Raw genomic sequence first — 20639 nt, 5'->3', positions numbered from 1 at the left:
ACATCTTGCAAGCAACCAGCCAAGGGAAACTGTTATTGATAGATTTTCCCTTGGTATTTCAACCAACCATCGATGTGTTTTCCACGTGGATCATGATGGGTCCAATGAATGACACCACCTTTTTGGCTATATTCATATTCACCAAAAAACTCAACTGTATCGCCTTTTTTCAGCCCTTCGATTCTTGGGGCTAAATCAATGTTGTGTGCGATCAATACGGTTAAACCATTCTCCAGTTTAAGAATCATTTTCTGATGTCTTGAACCTTCATTGTCATCTGGCAAAATCGCTTTCACAACACCTTGTGCTTGGACCTGTACATTACTTCGTTGATGCTGATAGGCTTGCATGATCTTGTTTTGATCATCGACCGCTACAGCACTACTCGTACTTGGTATAGAGGAAGAATTACTGGTATTTTGTTTTTGCTTAAAATCAAGACCGAAATAAGCTGCAATCAACACAATGATCGCAATAATGATCAGATTATTTTTTTGAGTTTTCATATTTACCTTTTATCAGACGCAAAATAGCAAAATGCCAATCGAATTGATTGGCATTTTGATCATACAACGTCTATCACATTTAGAATAGTCGATTCATACCATTCAAAGCCGCAACACGATAGGCTTCAGCCATGGTTGGATAGTTGAATGTCGTTTCTACGAAATACTTCAAGGTATTGTTTGGACTGTGCATCACCACTTGACCAATGTGAATAATCTCTGCTGCATTGTTACCAAAACAGTGAATACCCAAGACCTCTAAAGTATCACGATTGAACAGAATCTTTAATTCACCGACGGTATCACCAGTAATCTGTGCACGTGCCAAATGACGGAAAGAAGCCTGACCAACTTCGTAAGGCACTTTCTCTTCAGTCAGTTCTTGTTCAGTCTTACCAATTGAAGAAATCTCTGGAATGGTATAAATACCTGTTGGTACATCACGGATTGGCTTCACATTCTTTTCGCCTACCATGTTTGCACCTGCGCAACGACCTTGGTCATACGCAGCGGAAGCAAGTGAAGGCCAACCAATCACATCACCTGCAGCATAAATATTTTCAGCTTCAGTTTGATATTGATCATTGACCATGAGCTGACCGCGACCATTCGGTACCAAGCCCACATTTTCCAAGCCTAGACCATCGGTATTACCTGAACGGCCATTACACCATAAGATCGCATCTGCCTTGATCTTCTTACCGCTGAGTAAATGTAAGACCACATGATCATCAAAAGTTTCTAAACGATCAATTTGCTCATTATGACGAATCAATACCCCTTGTTCACGTAAGTGATATGACAATGCATCGGCAATTTCATCATCAAGGTAGCTTAAAAGCTTTTGCTGGGTGTTGATCAAATCAACTTTATGATCGAGTCCGATAAAAATAGAAGCGTATTCACAACCAATTACGCCCGCACCATAAATGATGATCTTTTGGATTGAATAATCAAGGTCAAGAATCTTGTCCGAATCAAATACGCGCGGATGATTGAAATCTAAACCTTTTGGTTGGTATGGACGGCTACCCGTTGCAATCACGATTTGCTTGCAAATAATGGTATCTTTAATGCCATCCTGACCAAAAATCAGTACGGTGTTTTTATCTTGGATATACGCACGACCGTGGAAAACTTCGATTTTATTGCGATCATAAAAACGTGTATGCGTATCAACCTGCTGTTGAATGACTTTATGCGCATTACGTAGTACCTGTTTCATGGTGAATTGTTTCCACTCACCTACTTTTTGAAACATTGGGTCACGTTGATAACGAATAATACTTGAAACTGTTTGACGTAAAGCTTTACTTGGAATTGTGCCTACGTGTGCGCAGTTACCACCGAGTTGATCACGAACATCAACGATTGCAACACGCTTACCTGCTTTTGCAAGCTTCATTGCCGCGCCTTCGCCAGCTGGGCCAGAACCGAGAATTACTGCATCATATTTGACAATATTCCCACCAACGACCTCTTTCTTACGTGGCATTCAAAGCTCCTTTGTCTCTTAACCGTTTTGCTATATATATGATAACCAATATGCAGCCAGATGATGTATTTCACAACTATATATTTTTATATATTTACATTTTCAAAATGAATACCACTTTTCATGCTTTATTACGGTAAATTTGACTATAATAACGGGATATCTCAAGTCAAAGGCTGTAGAAATTATATGTCTGAACACCGTAAACCTGAACAGGGTATAAAACTTCGTGGCGCGGAAAAAGTCGCGAGAATTCCTGTAAAAGTTATCCCTACGGTTGAAGTACCTCGCAAACCTGACTGGATTCGAGTCAAGATGACCGCTCCAGAAGAAGTTCAGCGTATCAAAACAACCTTGCGCTCGCAAAAACTGCATACCGTATGTGAAGAAGCGGCTTGCCCCAACCTACCAGAATGTTTCGGTGGTGGTACAGCAACCTTCATGATCATGGGTGATATCTGTACACGTCGCTGTCCATTCTGTGACGTTGCACATGGTCGCCCAAATGCTCTAGATCCAGATGAACCACGCCACATGGCAGAAACCATTTCCAATCTCGGCCTCAAATATGCCGTGATTACCTCGGTTGACCGTGACGACCTTTTGGATGGTGGTGCGCAACACTTCGTTGATTGTATCAAAGAAGCCCGTGCATTAAGCCCAAAAACCTTATTGGAAATTCTAGTACCTGACTTCCGTGGTCGTATGGATATTGCCTTACGCATCATGACTGAATGTCCGCCAGATGTATTCAACCACAACATTGAAACTGTGCCACGTTTGTATAAAGCGATGCGTCCAGGTTCTGATTATCAGCACTCTTTAACGCTGTTAAAAATGTTTAAAGAATACTGCCCTGATGTACCAACCAAATGTGGTTTGATGGTCGGCATCGGTGAAACTGAAGAAGAAGTGATTGCCCTGCTCGATGACCTTAGAGCACATGATGTTGACTACATTACCATTGGTCAATATCTACAGCCATCTAAGCAACATGCGCCGATTGACCGCTTTGTAACGCCAGATGAATTCGAGCGTTATGCTGAGCATGGTCGTAAACTTGGCTTTAGAAATATCTGGTCTGCGCCAATGGTTCGCTCAAGCTACTTTGCTGATCGCCAATACCATGGTGAACCTGTTCCAGTGGTACGCCGTAAAGTCGATCCTGCCAAGAAAATTGCAGTTCAGGCGATTGAAGCTTAACTTTTTAGTTGGCAATAAAAAAACACCACAATTGTGGTGTTTTTTTTATGATTAAAACAAAACTTTAGGCAATATGCTTCTGCACTACAATCGAACCGACAGAATAACCAGCACCGAATGAAGAAATCACAGCATACTCACCATCATTGACCTGCTCACCAGTACGATGCATCGCAATAATCACACCTGCAGATGAGGTATTGGCAAACTCATCCAGAATGATCGGTGCACGCTCTAAATCAGCCTCTTTACCGACCACCAATTTCAAAATCAGTTCATTCATATTGGCATTGGCTTGGTGTAACCAGAAACGCTTGATTTGTTCAGCGCTTAACTCAAGTTTTTCCAATTGTGCGGTAATGATTTTCGCAACTAGTGGACAAACTTCTTTAAAGACTTTACGACCATCTTGACGGAATAACTTGTCGTCAACAACTGCATCTTCACTACGGTTTAAGAAACCAAAATTGTTACGGATATTATTTGAGAACTGGGTAAACAAATGGATATCTAAGATTTCATAACCCGATTTGGTTTCAGTTTCTTCAATAATTGATGCTGTCGCAACATCACCAAAGATAAAGTGTGCATCACGAGTACGGTAGTCTAAATGACCCGATGTAATTTCAACATTGAGCAAGAGTACACGGCGTGCACCACATTTCACTGCATCGTAGGCTTGTTTCAAACCAAACGTTGCAGCAGAACATGCCACGTTCATGTCATAAGCATAACCTTGAATACCCAAAGCTGACTGGATTTCAATTGCAACCGCTGGATAGGCACGTTGCATATTTGAACATGCCAAAATTACAACGTCGATATCTTCTGCGGTAACACCTGCATTTTCCATCGCCTGCTTAGCAGCAATAACACCCCACTCTGCTTGAAGTGAAAGTTCATCATTACTACGCTCTTGCAAGCGCGGACGTAAACGTGTCGGATCAAGAATACCTGATTTTTCGACCACATAACGGCGTTGAATACCCGATGCTTTCTCAATAAATTCAGGGCTTGAGCCACGAAGTGCTTCAATTTCGCCAGCTTCAATTTGCGCTGCGTTATCTTGGTTATACTGTTCTACATAAGCATTTAAACTTTCAACCAATTCTTCATTGGAAATAGATTCGGTTGGGTGGAATAAACCTGTACCTGTTATACGGATGCCCATGTAAAACTCCTGTAAAGAATGCTTCTAACTTTCATATTTCTCAGTTTAACCGATTGCTAATCGATCCCATAGTTTTTGTAATCTAGTTGGTGAAATAGGCAGCTTTGTTTTCATCGGCTGAGAAAACAAAGAAATTCTAAATTCTTCCAACATCAAATACAGTTCTTTGATTTTAGGATCATTTTTAAATTTAAATACTTTGTCCATCCATGGATCGACATCATCAATTGCAGCAAGGTCTCGTTGTAGATTATTGGGCAAACGATCTAAACGCAATAGCAGCGCTTTTAAATAACGCGGGTATTCCTGCCAAATTTCAGCAGGACGGCTATAAACAAAGTTTGCTAATGACATTAAATCAAGTTGATCTTCAATGTCATCTACACTTCGACCAAAGATGCTTTGATCCAACACCAATAACTCACGGCGGATCTGCTGCCATTGAGTAAATATTTCAGTTAAATCACTTAATGTCTGTTGACCATTTGCTAAAAATTGCTTTTTAGTTTCAGTGAGTAACTGCTGAAACTCAGCCGAATTTTTTGGTAGATCTTGAATTGAAACTTGCAAGGTTGCATAAACCAGCATTTGTTCCAGCTTGGCACGATCACCCAGGGGTGAATAAGCGAGAGCCAACGGCTTGGAAATCTGTTTTTTCAATTGACGGATTAAATCCCCCAACTGCATATGTACAAGACGAATCACCCCTTCTCGATGTTGCTTAATCGCTTCATCCTGATCATTAAAGGTTTGAATCACCACGCCAGATTCATCTTTGGCGTCAAGATCAGCAAATAGCTTGCTTGGCACCAAGGCCTGATATTGCTTGATCACAACACCTGTTACTTTTTGCGATGCTTCGAATACAAAATTTTCAGGGAAGGTCTGGAACTCGCCTTGTTGCTGTTTCACTGGACGATGGGTTTCAACACGACAACGTGCTTTTAACTCATCTAGATCACGCCCTTGTGCAATCAACTTGCCTTTTTCATCTACCACCTTGATAAACGGAATCAGATACTGATCAATGCGCTCAAAAGAAAAATCTTTTTCCGTAATCTGCTCACCGCGTAAAGCAAACGCCAAGTAGCTAAATAAATGTTCACGCAGATGAACCGCATCAATCCCCTGCATGAGCTTTTTAGCTGTATCTGGAATCGGCACCAAATTGCGACGCTTGTCTTTTGGTAGTGCTTTTAATAAAGCTTCGATTAAATCCTGACGCCACCCTGGAATGCCCCATGACCACTGCTTTTCATCCACTTGCGGTAAAGCCTGCACTGGAATTTTAACTGTCGCACCATCTTCATCATGGCTAGGGTCAAAACGATAGCTGGCAGCAAGTCGCAGTTGTCCATTATGCAAATAATCTGGGAATTGTTGCGTCGTTGGACGATCATTCATCCATAACGCATCATCATCTACAAATAAATAACGCGGATGCTCTGACTCAATGGTTGCACGCCAATCTTCAAAACTGCTGCGACTGGCAATTTCTTCTGGCACTTTCTCTGCATAGAACTGGTAAATAGTCTCTTCATCCACCACCAAATCACGACGACGTAATTTATCTTCAACCCGTTCAACTTCTTGAAGTTTGAGTAAGTTATGTTTTAAAAATGGCGGCGTAATACCTAAATTACCTGTCGTTAAGGCATCACGTAAAAAGATTTCATGTGCCGCAGGTTGGTCCACTTTTTCAAAATTGATTAATCTTTTCGGTTCAATAATCAAACCAAACAGAGAAATCTGCGCATAAGCATTAACAATACCCGCTTTTTTCGACCAATGTGGTTCAAAATAGTGATATTTCAATAAATCACGCGCAGCCAATAGAATCCATTCAGGATCAATTTTTGCCAAAGTCCGTAAATACACCTGAGAGGTTTCCACCATCTCAAATGCCATAACCCAAGCGGTATTGGTCTTGTGTAAGGTACTGGCAGGAAAAACTTTAGCCTTCTGCTGGCGCACCGCCATAAAAGTATTACGTTCATCTGTTTTATTCGCGATAAATGAAAGCAAACCAGTTAACAGCGCACGGTGTAAGTTTTCATAATTGGCTGATTTTTCATTAAAACTGAGCTTTAAACCTTCTGCCAATTCAACCAATTGCTGATGGGTTTGTTTCCATTCACGAAGACGTAACCAACTTAAAAAGTGCTGACGTGCAAATTGACGGCGCTTATTTTCAGTTTGTGTTTCAGGACTGGTTTGCAGCGTACTCCAAAGTTTTAAATAGAATAAAAAGTCTGAGTCAGCTTCTTTAAACAAGGCATGTTTTTGATCTGCCTGCATTTGCTTGTCCGCAGGACGCTCACGCGGATCTTGAATAGCCAAGGCACTGACAATAATCAACGTTTCTTTGAGCACACCAAAATGAGCCCCGCCAACCAACATACGTGCTAAACGTGGGTCAATTGGCATACGCGCCATCATTTGACCGACTTTGGTTAAATCATTCTTACGTTCGTTTAATGCACCTAACTCAACCAAGAGCTTACGTCCGTCATTCACCAAACGGAAATCAGGTGGCTCAATAAAATCAAAATCTTCTAGATTGCCCAAACCTAAGCTTTGCATTTGCAAAATAACAGAGGCTAAGTTGGTCCGTTTAATTTCAGGTTCAGTAAACTCAGGACGACTTAAAAAGTCTTCTTCACTGTATAGACGAATACATACACCCGCAGCAATACGACCACAGCGGCCTTTACGCTGGTTGGCTGCAGCTTGTGAAATCGCTTCAATCGGTAAGCGCTGTACCCGAGAACGGTAGTTATAACGCGAGATACGAGCAAAACCACTGTCAATCACATAGCGAATATTCGGAACCGTCAATGCAGTTTCAGCCACGTTGGTCGCAATAATAATGCGTCGACCTTTGCCACTTGGACTAAAAATCTTTTGCTGTTCAGCCAGTGCTAAACGTGCATATAAAGGCAACACCTCAGTATGACGAGGACCATATTTTTGCAGCGTTTCCTGTAATTCACGGATTTCCTGCTCTGTACTGGCAAAAATTAAAATATCCGCATATTCAGGATGACCTTTTGCTTCAGCATCGGCAAAACACTCTTCTACCGCTTGTACTACAGCGCGCGGTAAATTTTCTTCAAAATCGTCAAACTCGTCGTCATCGCTACCGACAATACTCAGCTCAGAGATTGGACGATAACGTAGCTCGACAGGAAAGCTGCGACCTTCTACTTCAAAAATTGGTGCATTATAAAAATACTGGCTAAAACGATTTACATCTAGCGTAGCCGAGGTCACGATAACTTTTAGATCAGGGCGTTTTGGCAAAAGCTGCTTGAGATAGCCCATAATGAAGTCAATATTGAGTGAACGTTCATGCGCTTCATCAATAATGATCGTATCGTATTTTGATAAAAAACGGTCATTGGTCAATTCAGCCAACAAAATACCATCTGTCATCAAACGGACGATTGAATCTTGTGAACCTTGCTCATTAAAACGAATCTTAAAGCCAATTGATTCGCCAAGCTTCTCGCCCACTTCTTCTGCAATACGTTGTGAGACACTTCGAGCCGCCAATCGACGTGGCTGAGTATGACCAATCATCCCAGTGAGTCCACGCCCTGCCAGCATCGCGATTTGGGGAAGCTGTGTAGTTTTACCAGAACCCGTTTCACCAGCAACAATAATGACTTGATGCTTTTGAATCGCCTCAATTAAACGGTCTGCGTATTGGGTAACAGGTAGGTCTTGATTCAGCTTGATCTTGGGAACACGTGCTAAGCGTTGTTTTACTTTATGATTCGATTGTTGAATCAGTTTTTCGATTTCCGCTGTTTCTGTTTTTTTATCTTTGCGCAGTCGATTTAAACGGTGACGGTCACGTGCCATAACCAATTGATCTACATTTAAATGACTCTGCACTGAACAGCTTTCCTGAAAAATTAAATAATCGGCTATTTTACGCCTTAAGCCCTTGCTATGCAAAGAAACCTTTTCAAACTGTTTGAGATAAAATCTAAAACCGCACTTATTCGTCCAATTATACTTTTTTATTCCCAGATCATTTTACATATTCATCTGATGTAGAATATTTAATCGTATATCTCCGTTTTTTATATAATTTTAGATTTTTTCAATTTTACCCTTGAATTTTGATGGCGTAGACTTCATGTTGTTATGCACATTAGTTCTGGATCTTTTGTCATGTTTGCTTCATCTCGATGCAGTCAAATAGGACAGATATTCTTGGGTGAAAGTCGTTTTTATTGATTTATTCAATTTTCCGATTTTAGTCATGTAAAAATACTATTTCCCCAATAACTAAAAATTATTTATTCTTGACCTCGTAAACAAGTAAGGCGTTAGCCTCTCAATAAAACCTCAATCATGGAGACAATGATGAGCTTAATTAATACTGAAGTTAAACCATTTAAAGCGACTGCGTACCACAACGGTCAATTTGTTGACGTATCTGAAGCAGATCTTAAAGGCAAATGGTCTGTTGTATTCTTCTACCCAGCTGACTTCACTTTCGTATGTCCAACTGAGTTAGGCGACCTTGCTGACAACTATGCTGAATTCCAAAAATTAGGCGTTGAAATCTATGGCGTGTCTACTGACACTCACTTCACGCACAAAGCTTGGCACGACACTTCAGAAGTTATTGGTAAAATCCAATACCCATTGATCGGTGACCCAACTTGGACACTTTCTAAAAACTTCGACGTATTAATCGAAGCTGCTGGTCTTGCTGACCGTGGTACTTTCGTAATCGATCCAGAAGGCAAAATCCAAATCGTTGAAATCAACGCTGGTGGTATCGGCCGTGATGCATCTGAACTTCTTCGTAAAGTTAAAGCTGCTCAATATGTTCACGCTCACCCAGGTGAAGTTTGCCCAGCTAAATGGAAAGAAGGCGAAGCTACGCTTGCTCCATCTATCGACTTAGTTGGTAAAATCTAATTATTTAGATTAGACCAATTGGTTTGAAACCACCCTTTTTAGGGTGGTTTTTTTATTGATTATTTTTATCAATCCAAGCCCTATTTCACACCCAAAATTTATAGCTATTTTTTTACAATTCTTATACTTATAAATTTATAGCAAGCTTCATTTATGAATTGTCAGACGGTTACAGTTGGAGTACTGTCAAAGAATAGAACACCAGAGTTATTAACCATGTACTAAAAGATCAAATCAAAATGGGGACAAATATATGGAAAAACCAGTTGTTGTAACCTCTTGGAAATATGATGTTTCTTCACGCTATTTAAAAATTTTCTATAGCAATGGCTCAGGTGAGCTTTATCATCCCGTTCCAGAGTTTATCTACAATAATTTACTTCGCACCAATGATAAAACTGCCTTTGTGCATAAATATCTAGAATTTGATCTACATTTTAAACGACTCTGTATTTCAGCCTAGTCATAAAAAATCAGCCCGTTGGGGCTGATCTGTTTTATATCTTTCGCTTATTTAAGCCGCGTCATTTTGCTCAATATACTTCTCGAGCATTTCTTCCTTCACATCAGCATGCATATTAATTCTACTGAGGTCACCTTTATAATGCGCTACAACCCGATCATCCATGATTTTTGACCACCAAGATGGAATAAATGCTGGCAGAATCATGGCACCATAACCTGCGGGTAACTGCGGCGCATCTTGAAAGTGACGTAAGGTTTGAAAGCTTCGAGTCGGATTGGCGTGATGATCCGAATGACGTTGTAATTGATACAAGAACAAATTGGTCACCACATTATTATTATTCCAGCTATGTTCTGGCAAAGTCCGTTCATATTGGCCATTTTCTTTCTTTGCACGCTTTAAACCATAATGTTCAATATAATTTACTGATTCAAACAAGGTAATCGCATAAGCTGCTTGCGTGACTTGGAACGGGACTGAACGCATACCAAACTTGCTAAACATGGCGGCATGATATACAGCAGACATCGCCCAGCCATGAATTAACTCATTTTCCTTACAGAGGAAAGGCAGTTTCTTACGTTCTAAACGGTTTTTCTCAATTTCGATCGCCGATTTAAAGCTGCCAATCACAGTACGCGGTAAAAACCTCCAAAAGCTTTCGCCAAATTGTGAAGATGCTGGATCTTCAGGTGTTGCAACGCGACGATGATGTCCATACGGGTGTTCAATTCGAAAATGGTTATAACCCGATGGCGCTAAAGCCAAATGCGAAAGATAATGCTCTAGACGCCCACTCTTATGGCTCAGTTCATGTGCAGTATTAATCGCAATTCCATTGACCATGCCCACCAAAGTTCCCAATAAGGCCTGATCTGCAACTGGGGTGTCTTTACGACTGGCTAAATAAGCCCCATAAATATTGGTTGCATATTGTAATGGAATAAAAAGTTTAACAATTCGAGCGTAATACGGATCGGCTTCTAAATCCGCGATTGCATCTAATGGTGGGTTTTCGGTGTCTTCACCAATTAATTTATCTAATGTTGGAATAACGCCATGAATAAATAATGGCCCAAATGAAGCAAAGAACTTTTTCGTTTTTTTAGGGCCAAACTGATAGCCCGCCAAACCACCCATCGCAATGGTCGGTACAGCCAAACCCAATAGCCATAAATGACGTTTCTTATCCTTAAATGTTGTTGTCGCTTGCTCGACATCCAGTTGAGTATGCATATTCATTAGAAACTCCTCAATCAAACACAAAATGTTTTGCTTGAGTTGATTGTGTCTCTTCACCGGCCCTCTATATTATCATTTTAAGACTTGCTATTATCATTTTAAGACTTTACTGAGTTTTTCTTGTGCAAAAGCAACAGATCCCTGTTATTCCATCACGTTATTATTTACGACTGATTGAAATTCTAATCGGTACGCATCAATACGATAATGATTTGTTGATGGCTGTGCAGCAAGAACTGGCAAAAACAGAATTATTATCGATTCAGCAAATTGAACAATTCATTGAGATTGGTTTAAGTCTGCCCAATACCCAAGACTTGGCCTTTGAACTGGGCAAAAATATCAAGCTCAGCTCACATAGTCTCGTCGGTTATGCACTCATGACCAGTCCTAATCTGGAACATGCACTTAGGCTGATTGCACAATATTTTAGACTGATTATGCCAAGTTTTAAGCTCAGCATTCAGTTTCCAACAGGCTCACAAAAAGTTGAACTATTATTTGAACCAATTTTGCAGATGAATAAGCAATGTTTGGCCTTTCATATTGAAGCGATTGCCGTAGCGTTCTACTACAGCCTATTAGAGTTGGCAGGTCAGCAATTACAACGTTATCAAGTCTATTTGAGTGTTCCAGAGCCAAGCTATCAAGAACGTTATTTAACCTTAGTAAAAGCCAATTTCCACTTTAACTATACTTGGCTTTCAGGTATCCGCGTGGTGATTGATCAGCAGCAATTAGCACTCCCCTTACCTTTGGCAGATGCACATAGTTTAAAAATAGTTGAACAACGCTGTCAGGAACAAATCCAGAAGATCTATCATCAAGGAGAAATTGTGGAATGGGTCAGCATGATGTTGCGACAAGCCAATCAAGTCCCAACCCTCATGGAATGTGCCAAAGTATTAAACATTTCGACCAAGACCTTGCAACGCTATTTACAGCAACAAGGCGTTGAATTTCAAGCTTTAAAGCAGCAAATCAGCACTGAGCGTGCGATTGAGTTATTAGAAAATTCTAGCTTTACCATTACCCATATTGCCTATGAGCTGGGTTATTCTAATCCTGCCAATTTCACCCGTGCATTTAATAAAGTGATTGGCTGTAGCCCTCAAGCATATCGACTACATCATCAAAGTAAAATCAATTCACTTCAACACTACCATACATAAACCTGCACCAATCGGCAGAATGGTACTCATGTAATCTTCATCATCTTTAATCAGTTCGAGGAATTCCTTCACCTCTGCTGCATGAGAAATCACATTATCAACAATTAAAGTACTTCCCGAAGACTGCAATAAACGCTTTAAGTCTTGCCAGTAGCTCACATAACTACCACGTTCAGCATCCAGTAGAATCAAATCATAAGGTTCAACCGCTTGGGCCAGATAATCAGCAGCATCTCCCACCCAAAAATCAATAAACGGCTCCAAGCCAAATTCTTCCGCATATTTTTTTGCTTGCGCACTGCGAAAGGCATTAATTTCTAGGGTTTGTACAGCCCCACCGACGCTTTTACCTGCTTCCGCCAGCCAAAGTGTTGAATAGCCTGTAGATGTCCCAATTTCTAGAATCCGTTTTGATCGTTGAGTACGAACCAACATCGCAAGTAGCTTAGCTGACTCAGCTTCAATATTTCGGTAGCGTCTTAAACGATCAGACTGTCGAGCATCATGTTGTTTAAACTCATCATATAAATCAGAGATACGTTTTAAAAATACAGTGCTGGTCATATCTGATCCCCCAACTACGCTTATGCAAAGTGTATTTAATTTAAGTCGTTTGTATTAGTTTAAAGCGTGGCAGAATTTGACCATCATCGAGCTGAACGGTTTCGCTAAACATTGCCAATGGACGTACCCACATTGAGTAATCACCATATAAGCATTGATAGACCACCAATTCCTCTTCGGTTTCACTATGACGAGCCACATTAAACACTTGATACAGCTGACCTTTATAGTGTTGATAAATGCCACGTTGTAAGGTCATATTACTTACCCTTTATTTATGCCACGAAATGATTGCAGTTATATAACAACTTTGATTGTACTCAAATTTTTTGTGAAAGAAATCTTCAAAAAATAGTAAATTTATTAAAAATTCAAAAAACCGATCAAACTCATAAAAACATACTGTTTTACCTATTCAGTACTTTTGCGTACTATAGCCTCATTGAATGAATTTAGCTGATTTAAAAGTCTTAGCGTTTGGAGAAATACATGTTAGATCAAAATATTAAAACTCAATTAAAAGCTTACTTAGAACGTTTAGAAAGTCCAATCGAGTTGGTTGCTGCTTTAAATGACTCCGACAAAGCAGAAAAAATTAAAGAACTCGTGACTGAAATTGCGGAACTTTCTGACCAAGTTACGGCGCGTTTTGACGGTTCAAACGCTCGCCGTCCTAGTTTCGGTGTAGCCAAAGCAGGTGAACAACCACGTGTGTTCTTTGCTGGCTTACCGATGGGACATGAGTTTACTTCTTTGATCTTGGCATTATTACAAGTATCAGGTTATGCGCCTAAAGTGTCTGATGAAGTACTCACTCAGATCAAAGGCTTAAACTTGACTGCCAACTTTGATGTGTTTGTATCGCTGAGCTGCCATAACTGTCCGGATGTGGTTCAAGCACTCAACTTGATTGCGATTAACAATCCAAATACCACGGCAACCATGATTGATGGTGCTTTCTTCCAAGACGAAGTTGAAGAACGCAAAATCTTGGCTGTGCCAATGGTGTTCCAAGACAATCAGCATATTGGTCAAGGTCGTATGACTTTGGAAGAAATTGTAGCGAAGTTGGATAGCAACTCGGCTGAGAAAGATGCAGCCGCAATCAATGCCAAAGATGCATTTGATGTGTTGGTGATTGGTGGTGGGCCTGCGGGTGGTACAGCAGCGATTTACGCGGCACGTAAAGGCATCAAAACGGGTATTGTGGCTGAACGTTTCGGTGGTCAAGTGATGGATACCATGGACATTGAGAACTTCACCACTGTTCAAAAAACTGTCGGTCCTCAGTTCGCTCAAGACATGGAAGCACATGTTCGTGAATACGGTGTCGATATCATGAACTTGCAACGTGTCAGCAAAATCACTGGTGCAGATCAAACGGCCAATGGTCTGGTTGAAGTGGAACTGGAAAATGGTGCCAAGCTTGAATCGAAAACCATCATCCTGTCTACAGGTGCACGTTGGAGAGAAATGAATGTACCGGGTGAAGCTGAATACCGTACTCGTGGTGTAGCATACTGCCCACACTGTGATGGTCCATTATTCAAAGGCAAACGTGTTGCGGTGATTGGTGGAGGTAACTCTGGTGTTGAAGCAGCGATTGACCTTGCAGGGATTGTTGAGCATGTGACTTTGGTTGAGTTTGATACCAAACTTCGTGCAGACCAAGTGTTGCAGGACAAATTAAATAGCTTACCAAATACCACTGTGATCATGAATGCCTTAAGTACTGAAGTGGTTGGTGATGGTGCTCAGGTAACGGCATTGAAATACAAAGACCGTGCTACTAATGTTGAACACACAGTTGAACTTGCAGGGATCTTTGTACAAATTGGTTTATTACCAAACACAGATTTCTTAAAGAGCAGTGCGGTTGAGTTGAGTAATCGTGGTGAGATTGTGATTAATGATCGCAACGAAACCAATGTCAAAGGTGTCTTTGCCGCAGGTGACTGTACGACAGTACCGTACAAGCAAATCATCATTGCCACAGGTGAAGGCGCCAAAGCATCGCTGTCTGCTTTTGATTATATGATCCGTTCTGGAGTATAAGTCTACTCAGAACATGTGCACGCACTTACATTTTCCGATGTAAGTGCGTGTTTTTACAAGTTATCAACAAATTTTCAACTTTATTATTCATCAAGTTTATGTTTATATTTTCGGTATCCATATCCGATTGGATGCCACAAAGAAAAGGAAATAGACAATGAATAAATTACTTGTTGCATTAGGTCTTGCTGCTACTGTTGCGCTTGTAGGCTGTAATAAAGATAAAGCACCTGAAACTGGTGCAACCACGGGTGAGCATTTAGAACATGCTGCTGATCAAGCTGGTGCAGACGTTCAAAATGCGGCTGATGCAGCTGCGAGCAATGTTGCAACGGCTGTAGATACTGCTGGTGATCAAATTGATGCTGCTGCTGATCACACTGCAACTGCAACGGCTGAAGCTGCTGCTAAAACTGAGGCTGCGGCACGTGATGCAACGGCTAAAGTTGCTGGTGCAGTAGAATCAACTGCTGCTGATGTGAAAGAAAAAGCTCAACAATAATTGAGTTGAAATAAAAAAGCCTCTGTAAACAGAGGCTTTTTTATTGGTTTGAATTAGCTTAATAAACCTTCATCCCGCATCGCAATTTGTACAGACTGACGTTCAGCCACTTTATTACGCAATGCAATAATATTGATATATGGCGTTAAGTCATGTTCAATATGGTTTGACCAGTTGGTAAGAACAAATAGATAGGCATCCGCAGGACCAAAATTATCATCGACCAAATAATCACAATCCGATTCAGCTAAATAATTGTCGATATATTTAAGCAAACGATCAACTTCTGCATAGGCTTTGGTTTTCTCATCGTCAGTGAGCTTCCCGCCAAAGAATACTGAATAAGCATCATGCAATTCTGAATTCAAGTAGCCTAACCACTCTAGGACTTTAGCACGCCCCATTCCTGATGGTGGAATCAAATCCTGTTTAGGATCATGCTGTGCCAAAAACGGTAAAATTGCCACATTCTCAGTTAAAATCAAACCTGGATTAATTTCCAAAGCAGGGACATAGCCTTTTGGATTAATCTCGTAATAATCTGCACCTTTTGAAGTTTTATGTGTTTTTAGATCAACTCGTTCTAAATCAAAATCGACATTTATTTCATTTAAAATAATATGGGCTGCCAATGAGCATGCACCAGGTGAATAATACAACTTCATAATTGATCCTTGTTATCTAACAACTTATGCCCTAGAACGTTCCTACGAAACTCGAGAACAGAAATAACCAAAATTTATAATAGCTTTCATGCTAAGAACATCTACACCACTACTATTAATGAATTTTTTTCTGCCTTGCAAGTTATATTCCGTGACGATTGATTAATTTATGAAAAAACAAACCAAACAATGTCACGGAAATCAGATTACGCTCGACCAAAAAGTTTGCCTAACCATTCAAATAATGAGTTTAAAAATTCAACGATGATATTCTTCGGATTATTTGGCTCAAGTTGAGAATCCGAGCTTTTCATATCCAAATCTACAATCACAGGATCATGATCTGACGAGCGATAAGCATCTGCCGAGAAGAACAAAGCCTTTTGCTCATCAGTTTTATATTCTTCGTTATAGTCCAATACCGTTGGTTCATCGGCATTGATATGCCATGCAAAGGTTTTAATCACACGTTTATACAGATTGGCATCGGCAATGGCATGATCAAGGTTACCTGCACCGCCATAACCATCGGCATCGCTCGCCACACCAAAGACATAGCTATATGCCTTACTCCCCTCACCGACTTTGCTGTCATTCAGCAAAACTTTGTAATTGGCTTTCTCAAAACTTAAGATTGGGTCTTCTTTGGCATAACTATTCATATCGCCTAACAGTAAGATATTCGGATTCTTCACTTGGGTTGGATTCTTGGCAATCCATTGGGTGAGTTGCTCAACCGCTTTCACTCGGGTTGGGTTCCAACAGCCCTGCCCATCACGTTGATCTGCATCCAGAGAGTTTTCATCGACACCGCGACAGCTCTTCGATTTAAGATGATTTGGGATCACTGTAAAGATTTGTCCACCTTGTACAGGCTTAAAGGATTGTGCAATGGTTGAACGGCTTTTATCCCCTAAATCCAATACCGCAGGCTTATTCACTGGCTGAACACGTTTGCTGTTATAAATAATCGCAACCGCAATCACATCAGTACCCAACTGATTAAGTCCTTCTGGAATCACATATTTCCAGTCTGGCCCTAAAGCTTTAGTCAAGTTAGCAACTGCACTATCACTGCCATAACCATTATTGGCAATCTCCATCAAACCATACACGTCTGCATCGATTGATTTTAATGCATTGACGATTTTGGTATGTTGCTTATCAAATTCAGCCTGACTGTTGGCGCCACGCTCGGTTGGGAAACCATTCTTGCCATTGTCATAGTTCAGCACGTTAAATGCCGCAGCACGAATATGTTTGCTTTGTTTAGCCGCAATCGTTGTACGTGGATTGGTCGTGTTCACCACTTCTGGCAAGTTTGCACCTGCAATCGGCTGTACACGCCATGCATTAAAACGATATTCTAGAATCCCTTGTGCATTCTTTAACTGATAGCCCGAACGTAGCGTATTCAACGCACTAAAGTTTTGTGGCAACCACGGTGCACGGTTTTGATTGTTATAACCATCATCAAAGATAATCTTTGAAAGCAGATTTTGTTGCGCTAAAGCCTTGGCTTCATTTGAAAGTGCAGGATAAAGATTGGTCGGAATAAATAAGCGACCAAGGCTTAGAGAAAGTTCGCCATAACGACCAAAATTATAGTTTTCACTTACCGTCAACGTTTGCGGTAATTTCACCAACATCCCTTGATAACGCTTAGGTGAATTACCAGCAGTATCGGTCAAGCTGCTAAATGGCAAGTTTAAGTCCAGTGGTTGAATCAGCGATGCCATATTCTGGTTACAGGTTTTAATATCCTGCTGTAACTGATCCAGTTGAAGTTGGTTTTGATAACTGGTTAAACGACCACGTAGGATAACTTCATCACCAACCTGCCCACCTTTGACTACACTGCTTGCAGGAATATAGACAAAAATCGCATTACTGACATTTGGCGTAGCTTTGCTATCAGGGGTTTGTACATAGAAACCTGAGAAACCATTGCTATAACGATAATCCGCCGTGATTACACCACGAATAGTATAGTTTTGATTTTGAGTCGATTGCGCAAGGCTGGCAATTGGTGTATCGCTACTGCTACAGCTGACTGCATCTACAGGTGGAGTGGTGGTTGAACCTGTTAAATTCGAAAAATCATTTCGATCTGTCCATGCCTGCCAAGATTGGTCAAGGTCAAATGGACTGGTCGGGTCAACACTCACTACAGGATTAACTGTTTGAATGCGTTTAAAGCTATTCGCAGTACTGAATACCGTTGTGCCCCAACCTGCCGTTGGACGCTCACCAATACGACCAAAACGATCTACGGGTGTACCGCGATAAAGCAACACAATGGCATCGTCGCCATTAAAAGATAATCCCGCAACTTGATTAACCTTATCGCCCAATTGTGCCTGTAATTCAGAACGACCTATCAGAAATTTTTGTTTACTGGCCAAGCTACCTTGTAAAGGAAAAGCTGCGGTTTTGACTGTGCCACCATTATTAAACTGCTGAATTTCATAATCGGCTAAATTCACGGTTGTGGCATCGGGGTTATAGATTTCCAGTCCCTTTTTATTACTGCTGCCATCGACATACTGGCTAAACATCAGTTGTGCATGTGCAGCAGAAAAGAGTGAAGATGCACCTAACAGGCCTAAACAAATGGCGATCGAATGGTATTTAAAATTGTTCATGGTTTTTTACTTAGTGTTAAAATTGTAATTAGGCTATGCAATTTCTGTGACAGCTACATGAAGATTTTTTGACAAATTTTAAGCAATTTTAGAAATGATCGGCTAAATAAAATCACTTAAAGTTTGACTTGACCACCTGAACACTTAAAATACGGCATTTCTATATTTATATCTCCAGAATCATGTCAAACGATCAGTTAGAAACGCAAATTACGGAACTCGACAATTTGCCTGAGCACCGTGAAATTGTGACGTTTATGCGTCGTTCAGCTCCGCTCAATACTTCACAACGTACTGCTTTAGAAGATTATCGTGATTTAATTTTGGAATACCCTGTTGGTGATTTACGCCAGCATTTTGAACATCCTGAACGCCCTTTAACTGTTGAAATCGGTTTTGGTATGGGTCGCTCTTTGGTATTGATGGCAAAAGCCAATCCAGAACGTAACTTTGTCGGCATCGAAGTGCATGTGCCTGGTATCGCACAGTGTGTTTATGAAGCGGGTATGGCGGGCTTAAAGAACCTGTTTGTACTGGATGCCGATGCAATCCAAGTGTTACGTGAAATGCCAGACAACAGCATTAACTGTGTACAGCTTTATTTCCCAGATCCGTGGCAGAAGAAGCGTCACTTTAAACGCCGCTTTGTGATTCATGAGCGTATGCAACTGGTTGAACAGAAGTTAGAGCTTGGTGGTACCTTCCACTCAGCAACTGACTGGGAACCGTATGCAGAGTGGATGCTTGATATCCTAGATAACCGTCCAGATATGGAAAACTTGGCAGGTAAAGGCAATAGCTACCCTCGCCCAGAATGGCGTCCAGTGACTAAATTTGAGCGTCGTGGTCTTGAATCTGGTCATAAGATTAATGATTTTATCTTTAAGAAAATTAAATAAGCTGATTTAGTTTTTCGAGAAAGCCACTAATTTTTTAGTGGCTTTTTACTTCTTCTCATTTATTTATAGATTTTATATGACTCAATTAGTCTTTACATCTACTAGTGGCTGAGGATCGTAATCTAAAAACTGGGTGTAATCATGTATATCCTTACATAACTGTCTATTCTCAACATCATGATAAGCTAATGTAAGATCCCTTTTCTCAAATACTTTTAAGTCTTTTACTCCTAACAACTTATAAATTTGATCCGATATGAGAGCATAACGGAGTAACTCTTTTTTCGCACTCGCCCCTATCCCAAATATCACAACAAATGGTAAAACTAAAATACATGCATATAAAAAGACATAATCCATTATGTCTACATTAATAGTGCCGTTATCAGTCAAGAACAATGATATTATAAGCATGAATATCGACATTCCCGATGCAACAATAGCCAAATTCTTGGGGCTGTGGCTATTTGTTACCATTTCTACCGTTTCTCCAAAAGGCAAAGATATGCCTAATAACTTATTATTTTTATTCATAACTGCTAAGACATTAAAGTCACCTTCCACATTTTCATCATAAACGACATATACGTCTTCATCTTCTTTAAAGAAAACAGAAGTAAGCGCGGCATAAAAATTGATATGATCAATACAGAAATAAATATAATAACCTGGTTCGCCATTTGCTCCACCCAAGGTAGCAGCAGCACCCATCCCTCCAGACTCAGAAAAAATCGATACCAATGCTGTAGCTCCAGCTTGTGCTCTAACTTTTTTTGGTTTAGGGAGCTCACTTATCATTGCATCAACATACTGAAGATTTTTAATTTTACCGTAAACAACTTTCATCTAAATCCATCACATTATTGCATTAATAAAAATCAATTAGATAACAACATATTAAAAAATAAGTCTTTTATATGTGTAAGACCAAATATTAAAAATAAAAAGCCAAAGCATACACAACAAAAATAACTTTCTATCCAATTAACATATTACTTACATCAAAATTACTTCCAAATTTAAAAATAAAAAACATGGCTCAATTACAAAAAAATTTAGAGATCAGAAAATAAATAAAATATTAATTATTTCAAATTTTATTTCTTTATATCT

Annotated in this window: 17 protein-coding genes; 7 read left to right on the top strand and 10 right to left on the bottom strand. The window is 40.2% G+C overall.

Going from position 1 to position 20639, the window contains the following annotated elements; translation table 11 throughout:
* Positions 1-32 precede the first annotated feature (32 nt).
* A complete protein-coding gene (locus WA352_RS03680) occupies positions 33-506 on the bottom strand; it encodes a DUF3465 domain-containing protein (protein ID WP_004806378.1) in 474 nt (157 codons plus the stop codon).
* A gap of 79 nt (positions 507-585) precedes the next feature.
* Positions 586-2001, bottom strand: a complete 1416-nt coding sequence (sthA, locus tag WA352_RS03675) for a Si-specific NAD(P)(+) transhydrogenase (protein ID WP_004806376.1) — start codon at positions 1999-2001, stop codon at positions 586-588.
* A gap of 189 nt (positions 2002-2190) precedes the next feature.
* On the opposite strand from sthA, the gene lipA reads away from it, so the two are divergent.
* Positions 2191-3204, top strand: coding sequence for a lipoyl synthase (gene lipA / locus WA352_RS03670; RefSeq protein WP_033132992.1), 1014 nt, complete (start codon positions 2191-2193; stop codon positions 3202-3204).
* Positions 3205-3268: 64 nt separating this feature from the next.
* Here the strand turns inward: lipA and WA352_RS03665 are convergent, their stop codons facing one another.
* Together WA352_RS03665 and hrpA are read right to left on the bottom strand one after the other, a co-directional pair.
* The gene (locus WA352_RS03665) at positions 3269-4375 is read right to left on the bottom strand and encodes a beta-ketoacyl-ACP synthase III (RefSeq protein WP_004806370.1); all 1107 of its coding nucleotides are present in this window, start codon (positions 4373-4375) and stop codon (positions 3269-3271) included.
* Positions 4376-4420: 45 nt separating this feature from the next.
* Positions 4421-8275 carry an ATP-dependent RNA helicase HrpA gene (gene hrpA / locus WA352_RS03660; RefSeq protein WP_033132993.1) on the bottom strand — a complete coding sequence of 1285 codons (3855 nt, stop codon included), beginning with the start codon at positions 8273-8275 and terminating at the stop codon, positions 4421-4423.
* Between the two features lie 477 nt (positions 8276-8752).
* Here hrpA and ahpC point away from each other — a divergent pair, with 477 nt between their 5' ends.
* Positions 8753-9316 (top strand): alkyl hydroperoxide reductase subunit C, encoded by a 564-nt coding sequence (gene ahpC / locus WA352_RS03655; RefSeq protein WP_004654049.1) that lies wholly within the window; start codon positions 8753-8755, stop codon positions 9314-9316.
* A 253-nt stretch (positions 9317-9569) separates the two neighbouring features.
* Positions 9570-9779 (top strand): KTSC domain-containing protein, encoded by a 210-nt coding sequence (locus WA352_RS03650; protein WP_005204416.1) that lies wholly within the window; start codon positions 9570-9572, stop codon positions 9777-9779.
* 51 nt (positions 9780-9830) lie between these two features.
* Here the strand turns inward: WA352_RS03650 and WA352_RS03645 are convergent, their stop codons facing one another.
* Positions 9831-11024 carry an alkane 1-monooxygenase gene (locus tag WA352_RS03645; protein ID WP_033132994.1) on the bottom strand — a complete coding sequence of 398 codons (1194 nt, stop codon included), beginning with the start codon at positions 11022-11024 and terminating at the stop codon, positions 9831-9833.
* A gap of 122 nt (positions 11025-11146) precedes the next feature.
* Here WA352_RS03645 and WA352_RS03640 point away from each other — a divergent pair, with 122 nt between their 5' ends.
* Positions 11147-12196: a helix-turn-helix domain-containing protein gene (locus WA352_RS03640; protein ID WP_033132995.1), complete on the top strand. Its 1050-nt coding sequence runs from the start codon at positions 11147-11149 to the stop codon at positions 12194-12196.
* Here WA352_RS03640 and WA352_RS03635 read toward each other — a convergent pair.
* Together WA352_RS03635 and WA352_RS03630 are read right to left on the bottom strand one after the other, a co-directional pair.
* The gene (locus WA352_RS03635; protein ID WP_005204419.1) at positions 12173-12760 is read right to left on the bottom strand and encodes an O-methyltransferase; all 588 of its coding nucleotides are present in this window, start codon (positions 12758-12760) and stop codon (positions 12173-12175) included. The genes WA352_RS03640 and WA352_RS03635 overlap by 24 nt on opposite strands.
* A gap of 40 nt (positions 12761-12800) precedes the next feature.
* Positions 12801-13019 carry a DUF1653 domain-containing protein gene (locus WA352_RS03630; RefSeq protein ID WP_005204420.1) on the bottom strand — a complete coding sequence of 73 codons (219 nt, stop codon included), beginning with the start codon at positions 13017-13019 and terminating at the stop codon, positions 12801-12803.
* Positions 13020-13249: 230 nt separating this feature from the next.
* Between WA352_RS03630 and ahpF the strand changes: the two genes are divergently transcribed.
* On the top strand, positions 13250-14815 hold the full coding sequence (ahpF, locus tag WA352_RS03625; RefSeq protein WP_241345081.1) for an alkyl hydroperoxide reductase subunit F: 1566 nt from the start codon (positions 13250-13252) through the stop codon (positions 14813-14815).
* Between the two features lie 157 nt (positions 14816-14972).
* A complete protein-coding gene (locus WA352_RS03620) occupies positions 14973-15317 on the top strand; it encodes a hypothetical protein (protein WP_004806359.1) in 345 nt (114 codons plus the stop codon).
* A gap of 53 nt (positions 15318-15370) precedes the next feature.
* Here WA352_RS03620 and WA352_RS03615 read toward each other — a convergent pair whose 3' ends face one another.
* Both WA352_RS03615 and WA352_RS03610 read right to left on the bottom strand, forming a co-directional pair.
* Positions 15371-15982 (bottom strand): glutathione binding-like protein, encoded by a 612-nt coding sequence (locus WA352_RS03615; protein ID WP_005294962.1) that lies wholly within the window; start codon positions 15980-15982, stop codon positions 15371-15373.
* A gap of 206 nt (positions 15983-16188) precedes the next feature.
* Positions 16189-18627 carry an ExeM/NucH family extracellular endonuclease gene (locus tag WA352_RS03610; RefSeq protein ID WP_033134774.1) on the bottom strand — a complete coding sequence of 813 codons (2439 nt, stop codon included), beginning with the start codon at positions 18625-18627 and terminating at the stop codon, positions 16189-16191.
* 182 nt (positions 18628-18809) lie between these two features.
* On the opposite strand from WA352_RS03610, the gene trmB reads away from it, so the two are divergent.
* Positions 18810-19526, top strand: coding sequence for a tRNA (guanosine(46)-N7)-methyltransferase TrmB (gene trmB / locus WA352_RS03605; protein ID WP_004654068.1), 717 nt, complete (start codon positions 18810-18812; stop codon positions 19524-19526).
* 81 nt (positions 19527-19607) lie between these two features.
* On the opposite strand, the gene WA352_RS03600 is transcribed toward trmB, so the two are convergent.
* Positions 19608-20372 carry a putative type VI secretion system effector gene (locus WA352_RS03600; RefSeq protein ID WP_033134775.1) on the bottom strand — a complete coding sequence of 255 codons (765 nt, stop codon included), beginning with the start codon at positions 20370-20372 and terminating at the stop codon, positions 19608-19610.
* Positions 20373-20639: the final 267 nt, after the last annotated feature.

It is taken from the genome of Acinetobacter sp. 102 (assembly GCF_037028485.1).
Lineage (GTDB): Bacteria > Pseudomonadota > Gammaproteobacteria > Pseudomonadales > Moraxellaceae > Acinetobacter > Acinetobacter higginsii.
This window is presented reverse-complemented; position numbering and strand designations above follow the sequence as displayed.